The organism is Streptomyces sp. NPDC001194, from assembly GCF_042896985.1.
GTDB lineage: Bacteria > Actinomycetota > Actinomycetes > Streptomycetales > Streptomycetaceae > Streptomyces.
Window position 1 is genome coordinate 21,207 of the sequence record NZ_JBIAXU010000034.1, and the last position, 7,063, is coordinate 28,269.

Annotated in this window: 9 protein-coding genes; 7 read left to right on the forward strand and 2 right to left on the reverse strand. The window is 69.9% G+C overall.

The genetic code is table 11. The features are described 5' to 3' along the window. The first annotated feature begins 26 nt into the window (after positions 1 to 26). The 3 genes from ACFY1T_RS35150 (at position 27) to ACFY1T_RS35160 (ending at position 3,521) form a co-directional block, all read left to right on the forward strand. Positions 27 to 1,247 carry an amidohydrolase family protein gene (locus tag ACFY1T_RS35150; RefSeq protein ID WP_390791803.1) on the forward strand — a complete coding sequence of 407 codons (1,221 nt, stop codon included), beginning with the start codon at positions 27 to 29 and terminating at the stop codon, positions 1,245 to 1,247. 74 nt (positions 1,248 to 1,321) lie between these two features. Then, a complete protein-coding gene (locus tag ACFY1T_RS35155; RefSeq protein WP_390791804.1) occupies positions 1,322 to 2,155 on the forward strand; it encodes a trypsin-like serine peptidase in 834 nt (277 codons plus the stop codon). 505 nt (positions 2,156 to 2,660) lie between these two features. Further along, complete coding sequence (locus ACFY1T_RS35160; protein ID WP_390791805.1) at positions 2,661 to 3,521, forward strand: helix-turn-helix domain-containing protein; 861 nt, start codon at positions 2,661 to 2,663, stop codon at positions 3,519 to 3,521. A gap of 20 nt (positions 3,522 to 3,541) precedes the next feature. Here ACFY1T_RS35160 and ACFY1T_RS35165 read toward each other — a convergent pair whose 3' ends face one another. Then, positions 3,542 to 3,826, reverse strand: coding sequence for a hypothetical protein (locus ACFY1T_RS35165; protein ID WP_390791806.1), 285 nt, complete (start codon positions 3,824 to 3,826; stop codon positions 3,542 to 3,544). Between the two features lie 354 nt (positions 3,827 to 4,180). Between ACFY1T_RS35165 and ACFY1T_RS35170 the strand changes: the two genes are divergently transcribed. From ACFY1T_RS35170 to ACFY1T_RS35185, 4 genes are all read left to right on the forward strand, one after another. Beyond that, on the forward strand, positions 4,181 to 4,531 hold the full coding sequence (locus ACFY1T_RS35170) for a hypothetical protein (protein ID WP_390791807.1): 351 nt from the start codon (positions 4,181 to 4,183) through the stop codon (positions 4,529 to 4,531). 52 nt (positions 4,532 to 4,583) lie between these two features. Next, positions 4,584 to 5,393, forward strand: a complete 810-nt coding sequence (locus tag ACFY1T_RS35175; protein ID WP_390791808.1) for a hypothetical protein — start codon at positions 4,584 to 4,586, stop codon at positions 5,391 to 5,393. 314 nt (positions 5,394 to 5,707) lie between these two features. Further along, a complete protein-coding gene (locus ACFY1T_RS35180) occupies positions 5,708 to 5,968 on the forward strand; it encodes a hypothetical protein (RefSeq protein ID WP_390791809.1) in 261 nt (86 codons plus the stop codon). 77 nt (positions 5,969 to 6,045) lie between these two features. Then, complete coding sequence (locus tag ACFY1T_RS35185; RefSeq protein WP_390791810.1) at positions 6,046 to 6,366, forward strand: hypothetical protein; 321 nt, start codon at positions 6,046 to 6,048, stop codon at positions 6,364 to 6,366. Between the two features lies 1 nt (position 6,367). Here ACFY1T_RS35185 and ACFY1T_RS35190 read toward each other — a convergent pair whose 3' ends face one another. After that, positions 6,368 to 6,829, reverse strand: coding sequence for an NUDIX hydrolase (locus ACFY1T_RS35190; RefSeq protein ID WP_390791811.1), 462 nt, complete (start codon positions 6,827 to 6,829; stop codon positions 6,368 to 6,370). Between the last annotated feature and the right edge of the window lie 234 nt (positions 6,830 to 7,063).

A 7,063-nucleotide genomic window follows, 5' to 3' on the forward strand; every position in this document is an offset into this window, starting at 1 on the left:
GTCAGATCGGCGCTACCGTAGTCCGCATGGAGACCTTCCCGAAGATCATCTCGGTGGACGACCACACGGTTGAACCTCCCCACGTCTGGCGGGACCGGCTCCCGTCCAGATACCGGGACACCGGCCCCCGGATCGTCCGCGCGCCCCTGAAGGAAATGACCTTCCTGGGCGGGAAGTTCGCCCCCGTCATGGGGGCCAGGGGCGACGACGGCCCGATCGGCGACTGGTGGGTGTACGAGGACCTGCACCGACCCCTCACCCGCCTCGACACCGCCGTCGGCTACGACCGCGACGAGATCAAGCTCGAAGTCATCACGTACGAGCAGATGCGCCCGGGCTCCTTCTCGGTTCCCGAGCGCCTCGCGGACATGGACGTCAACCACGTCCAGTCGGCGCTCTGCTTCCCGACCTTCCCCCGCTTCTGCGGCCAGACCTTCACCGAGGCCAAGGACCGCGAGCTCGGGCTGCTCGGGGTGCGGGCGTACAACGACTGGATGGTGGAGGAGTGGTGCGGTCCGGACGCGCACGGCCGCCTGATCCCCCTCACCCTGATCCCGCTCTGGGACGCCCGGCTGGCCGCCGCCGAGGTCCGCCGCAACGCGGCGCGCGGGGTGCGCGCGGTCGCCTTCTCGGAGATACCGCCGCACCTGGGCCTCCCGTCCGTCCACACGGACGAGTGGGACCCCTTCCTGGAGGCCTGCGACGAGACCGGCACGGTCATCGCGATGCACATCGGCTCCTCGTCGCGCATGCCGTCGACCTCGGCGGACGCCCCGCCGGCCGTCGGCTCCACCATCACCTTCGCCAACTGCTGCTTCTCGATGGTCGACTGGCTGATGAGCGGCAAGTTCGAGCGCTTCCCGAACCTCAAGATCATGTACGCGGAGGGCCAGATCGGCTGGATCCCGTACATCCTGGAGCGCGCGAACGTGGTGTGGGAGGAGAACCGGGCCTGGGGCGGCGTCGCGGACAAGGTGCACCGTCCGCCGTCGGAGCTCTTCGCCGAGCACGTCTTCGGCTGCTTCTTCGACGACCCGTTCGGCCTGAAGAACCTGGACTCGATCGGCGTCGCCAACGTCCTCTACGAGACCGACTACCCGCACTCGGACTCGACGTGGCCGAAGTCGCGGGAGGTGGGCGAGGCCCAGATGTCCCACCTGTCGCCCGACGTGGTGGACCGCATCGTGCGCGGCAACGCGATCGACCTGCTGGGCCTGACGCCGGAAGGGCTGTGGGCCGGGGCGTGAGGGGGCGGGCCCCTTGCGGCGAAGGCGAAGATCAAGGCATGCTTCGCCGGAGCAAAGTGGGAGGGGCGGTGGCGGTGGACAAGCGGACCGTGGTGACCGGGGTGTTGTGCGCGGTGGCGGCGCTGGGCGCGTCCGCCGTCATGACGAAGGTGGTGCCGGCTGCGGAGGGCCGACCGGAGGCGCGCGTCAAAGCGGCGGCCCCGGCAAAGCCCTCGCCGAGCCCGTCTTCGCGATCGCAAGCAGCGAAGCAGCCGCAGCTCGACACCTCGGGAACGCCCCGGCCGGGCACTCCCGCCGCCTTCACCGGCGCCCTGTTCGAAGGCGGCGTACAAGGTGACCACTTCTGCACCGCCACCGTGGTGCACAGCGCGGGCAAGAACCTGATCGTCACCGCCGGGCACTGCCTGCTCGCCGGGAAGCACGGCGACGCGGGGGCGGTCTTCGCACCCGCGTACGCGAACGGCGGAGCCCCGTACGGCGCCTGGACCATCGAAGAGGTCTTCGAGGACTCCCGCTGGTCCGAGGACTCGGACGACGACTACGACCTCGCCTTCGCCCGCCTCGCCCCGGACGCCTCGGGCCGCAACATCGAGGACGTCACCGGCGCCGCGACCCTGGACACCACGGGCCGCTCGGGCGAGGAGATCACCGTCACCGGCTACCCGGCGGACCGCAAGGTCCCGCGCACGTGCACGGCGTCGGCGATCCGCGAGACCCCGACGGAGCAGCGCTTCGACTGCGCGGACTTCCCCGGCGGCACGAGCGGCAGCGCCTGGCTCGCGAAGGACGGAAAGATCATCGGGGTCCTGACGGGCGGCGACACGGACGACGTCTCGACGAGCACGATCCTCGGGGAGTACGCGGCGACGCTGTACGCGAAGGCGACGGCGACGGCGGCGACCCGCTGAGCCCGACCTGCCACCGGTCCGCGCGCGGATGACGGCGGCGATCGGCCACCTGCGCGAACGGGGCGTGGTCCAGGGGGAGTTTCCAGACCCGCTCCACCGTGGCCACGACCGCTGCCCCCCTTCGGAACTGACGACCCGTCGATGATTTTGAACGGGGTTGGGTACGATGGCGAACGGCCGTAAACAATCGACCGCTCGACCGCTCGAAGGGCTGAATCGGTGTCACCTGCCACGGCGCCCTCGGGGCGGCGGAGATGCGGCCGCCCTGCGATCACGACCGGCATCGCAGGAGCTGTGGTCGGACGCCGCCGGACGTGCGGCGGTACCGGGCGCGGGGCCGCCTGTCGTCGGGAAAGCCGCTCCGGGCGTGGCCCGTTGGGCCGGATAGGTGATCTTCGCCATCCGCGTGTGCTCCTCTTCGGTCCGCGTAAGCAGAATGCTTTTGCCGCTCGCCGTGAGCCCTGCATCTCTGTGTGAGTTCGTGTAGTTGGAGGTAAAACCGCCCATGGCGGTGAATGGAAGCCCCACGGTCAGAAGGCTCCGCCTGGGCGCGGAACTTCGTCGGCTGCGTCGCGCCTCGGGCATGACGTCCCAGCAAGTGGCGGGCCTGCTGCTGGTGTCCCAGTCCAAGATCAGCCTCCTGGAGACGGGCCGTCGCGCCATCAATCCCCGTGACGTGCGCGATCTGTGCGAACTCTACGAGGTCACCGACCAGTCGTTCGTCGCCTCGCTGATGCGGATGGCGAAGGAGTCGGGCCGGCAGGGCTGGTGGGTCGCCTACGGGGACGTGCCCTACGGCGTGTTCGTAGGGATGGAGACGGAGGCCGTCTCCATTCACTCGTACGAGCCACTGGTGATGCCCGGCCTGCTGCAGACCCCCGCCTACGCCGAGGCGGTCATCGGGGAAACGAACCCCCACATCACGGCCGAACAGGCCGCCGTCCGCCTCGAGGTGCGGCTGCGGCGCCAGCACCGCGCCCACCACCCCGCCCGACCCTTCCGCTTATGGGTCGTCCTGGACGAATCGGCCTTACACCGCACCGTCGGCACCGCCGACATCATGCGCGAACAGCTCGAGCACCTGGACCGCATCAGCGCCCAGCCGCACATCACCGTGCAGATCCTCCCGCACACCGCGGGAGCCCACCCCGGTGTCTCGGGGCAGTTCTCCATCCTCACGTTCTCCGACAACGACGCGGGGGTCGTGTACCTGGAGCGCTTCACCAGCGATCTTTATCTGGAGAAGCCCGCGGACCGGCGGCCCTACCACTTCATGTACGACCACCTCCAAGCGCAGGCACTCGGGCCCGAACAGAGCCGCCGGTTCATCCGCGACACCATCCGGATCCACGCGCGACGCTCGTGAGCCGTGGGCAGCGTCGTCGCTCAGCCAGGAGCCCCGCCTTTCCACCCGGACAGGGCTCCGCAGGCCGTGCACGTCACGCTGCCGACGGGTTCCCGCACCGGCGCCGCAGCAGCCTCCGGGACCTCCTGGTGGAAGAGCCAGGCGGCATTGGCGTTCCGGTCCAGGACGTACCTGAAGCGCTGCTGCCGCCTCAGCTCGAGGACGTCCTTGTGCCGCATCCGGCCCACCCCCGACGAGGCCATCGCACTCCAGAACGCACCCAGTACGGCACAGATCAGCACGAGCTCCACCAAGATGTCTGCCACAGCGGGTCCCTTCCGGTGACGGATTCGCGCAACGGGGCCCGCGGTCGGGCCCTCGGCAACATCTCCACATAACGCAACGGCATATGCAGGGTTATGCCCGGCGCTCTCATTGCAGCCATGTGCAGCACCCTGTCGGACCGGATGAAAACATGAAGGCCCGACAGTACGGAGGTCACCCCGACCCCCACTCGGGCGATAGCGAAACCCGCGCCGGGGGAGTCCGCCCCACTTCGGCCTGCTGTTCGCCATCACTGCCCTGAGCTGCGGCGAACCGCAGGCCTGACGGTTCGGTGCGACTGCAGAAACGATGAAAGGAAACGGTCCGCACTCCCGCGTCCCGCCATCATCACCCGCATGGCTCACACCCTGCCCGGCGCCGGAAGCGTTGGTTGGACTATGACAACAGCAAACCTCGGTGCAATCTTCCATCGGCATTCGGAGGAGGAGGATCTCCTCGTTCGCCCCGGGGCCGCCCGGATGGGCAAGTGGACATTCACACCGGCTTCATCGGACCGCGCCCAGCGCGAGAGCGCGGCTCTGCACCATGGAGGTCTGAAGATCGAGCTTTGTGACTCGTCCTCGGTCTTCGAGGATTTCCTGGAAGCGATCAGCTCGATCCGTCAGGAATTCGATCAACGGTCGCGCGGCGCGGACGTATCCGGGATGTGTGCCGACGACCTGCTGAGGCAGGAATCCCGTGTTTGAACCATATGGTCATCACGACTGGAGCGGCTTCCCCACCCAGCCGGATGCCCGCATGTTTCAGCCGGGGCCGGATCCCGAACAGCACATCGGCATGGGGTACCCGCCACTTGGACCGGCCCAGGAGCACGGCGCATGGGATCCGGCGGAGGAGCTCGCCTGTCTCCTTCAGCAGGGCATGTCCGGCGACCAGGCGGCGCCCTTCGACCGGGTCGTCTTCGACGAGGTGGACGACACGATGAGCACCACCGGGCTGATGACCGGAGTGCCGGGCATCGGATCGCCGGGCATCGGGCCGGCGGGCGTCGGGCCGGCGGGCGTCGGGCCTACGGGCATCAGGCCTACGGAGGCGGAAGCGTCCGGCAGACACCACCGCCGGACCGTCCGGCCGAAGGCGCCGGCCGTGGCCCTGATGCGAACGGGCAGCGTGTGCACATCGGTGCTGGTCGCGCTCATCGCCGCCGTCGTGAGCATCTTCAGCGGGCTCGCCATCTGCGACGCCCTACGGCACAGCGCCGCACCCCACACCGGCCACGACGTGGTCAGCTGGTGGCCGCTGCTGATCTACGGACCCTGGATGGTCGCCTCGCTGTCCATCCTCAGAGCGGCCCTGCACCAGCGCCGTGCCGTCCACTCCTGGTCCATCGTCCTGTTGTTCTCGACCCTGGCCACGCTCCTGTGCGTGGCCCAGGCGCCCAGGGCGCTCCCGGCACAGGCCGCGGCGACCCTGCCCGCCATCGCCGCGCTCGCCTGCTTCCAGCAGCTCGTCCGCCAGATCACGCTGACCCGTCCGCCCCGCCAGCAGACGCCGCGGCACCGCAGCTCCAGGCTCTCCCCCGCCCCCAGGCTCCACTACGGGGCATGACGGCCAACTCCGGGAAATCCCCGGCCGACACCGGTGCGCCGCCCGCGCGAAGTCCTGCGGCCGGCGGACGGTCGCCGGGTGCGGCTGAAGACGGTGCAGGCCGTGCCGATGCCTCGACGAAGCGCGGGGGCGCCGGGGCCGAAGGCACGGCAGTCTCTGACCGCATGGAGAACGTGGTCCTTCCCGGAGCCCGCCGTAGTGATCTTCTACGACTGAGGAACGACAACCGAATCCGATAAGTCACGGGCGGTCCGCAAACCGGTCGCGACGGCCGCGCGCACCCCCCACACCCTTGCTCAGAGAGGACAGCAACCATGGCGTACGAGCCCTCATACGCTGAACGGATCCGGTACAAGCGGCTCCAGGACGCCGCCTACCAGGCGGGCCTGGACGCCGTCATCAATCTCCAGGCGGCCCTCGCGCTGGCGGGAATGGTCCTCCCCTCCCTGGCCAACGACGGGCCCGTGGGCGCCCGCGGCGTGGTCAGGCTCGGCGGATGCAGCGTCGCCGTCGCCAACCAGCTCGCCGAGGTGATCGCGGCGGGCGCCCACGCCCTGCAGGAGCAGCGGATGTGAGTGCCCCGTCCCTCCACCTCGCCGGTACAGACCGCCGCAACTTCCCCACCGCCAGGCTGACTCCAGGAGGTCCTTGCATGAAGTGGCGCGATTCCCCGCGCGTGCCGAAACAGCAGGAGGCGCTCGACCCCTACCGCTTCCCCGGCGTGCGGGACTTCGAGGACGAGCAGTACGCGGGGGACGGCCGCCTCCCGGATTCCGTGCCGATCCCGGACCCGCAGGAGCGGCCTCGCGGCCGAATCGGCGCAGCGCACCACCGGCGCCTCGAGCTGCACGCCGCGCTGACCGCGGCCGGCATCCCGCCGCTCGCCGGAGACCTTCAGGCCATCGAAGCCGTCTCCGCCCTGGACGACGCCACCAACGAGGCCGTTCGGCGATGGATCGCCTGCGCCCGATGACTCAGGTCGCCGTACGGCCCTGGCCGCCCACCAGACCGAGGTGGACGGGCTCGGCCGGGGCGTCGGCCAGCAGCTCGGCGAGCCGCGGAGGCCACAGGGGCTCCCCGAGCGAGGCCAGGGCCGACTGCGACAGCCAGCGCCAGTGCGCGTCCGGGGACTCGGGTACGGGATCACGCCGCGGGCCCGTGGTGACGTAGATGTGCTCGTGCTGGCGGACGGGGATGCCCTGGTGGGTGAAGTCGTGCTCCCAGGTGCAGAGCAGCCGCTGCGGCTCGAGATCGGTCCACCCGGTCTCCTCGCGCAACTCGCGCCGCACGCACTCCTCGGGCGTCTCCCCGGGATCGATGCCGCCGCCGGGCGGCAGCCAGTGGATGCCCACTTCGACGTTGTTCTCCCGGAAGAGGAACACCGACCCGTTGGGGGAGAGGACGACAATCCGCGCTGCCTGCCGAGGAGTTCTCATCAGATCAGCGTACGACGGGACTGCCCGTACACCCCACGACCTGCACTGCGTTCCTGGGTGGGGTCGGGGGGTGGCGGGGGTCTGTCGGGTGGGGTCGGGGGTGTTGGGCGGGGTCGGGGGGTGGCGGGGTTCCGGTGATCGGGGTCAGGGGAAGTCCGGGGGTTTCCCGGCAGTCCACTGTCCTTCCGTGTCGGTCCGGGCCGTCAAGGGCGCTCACTTCGTTCGCGTCGCTTC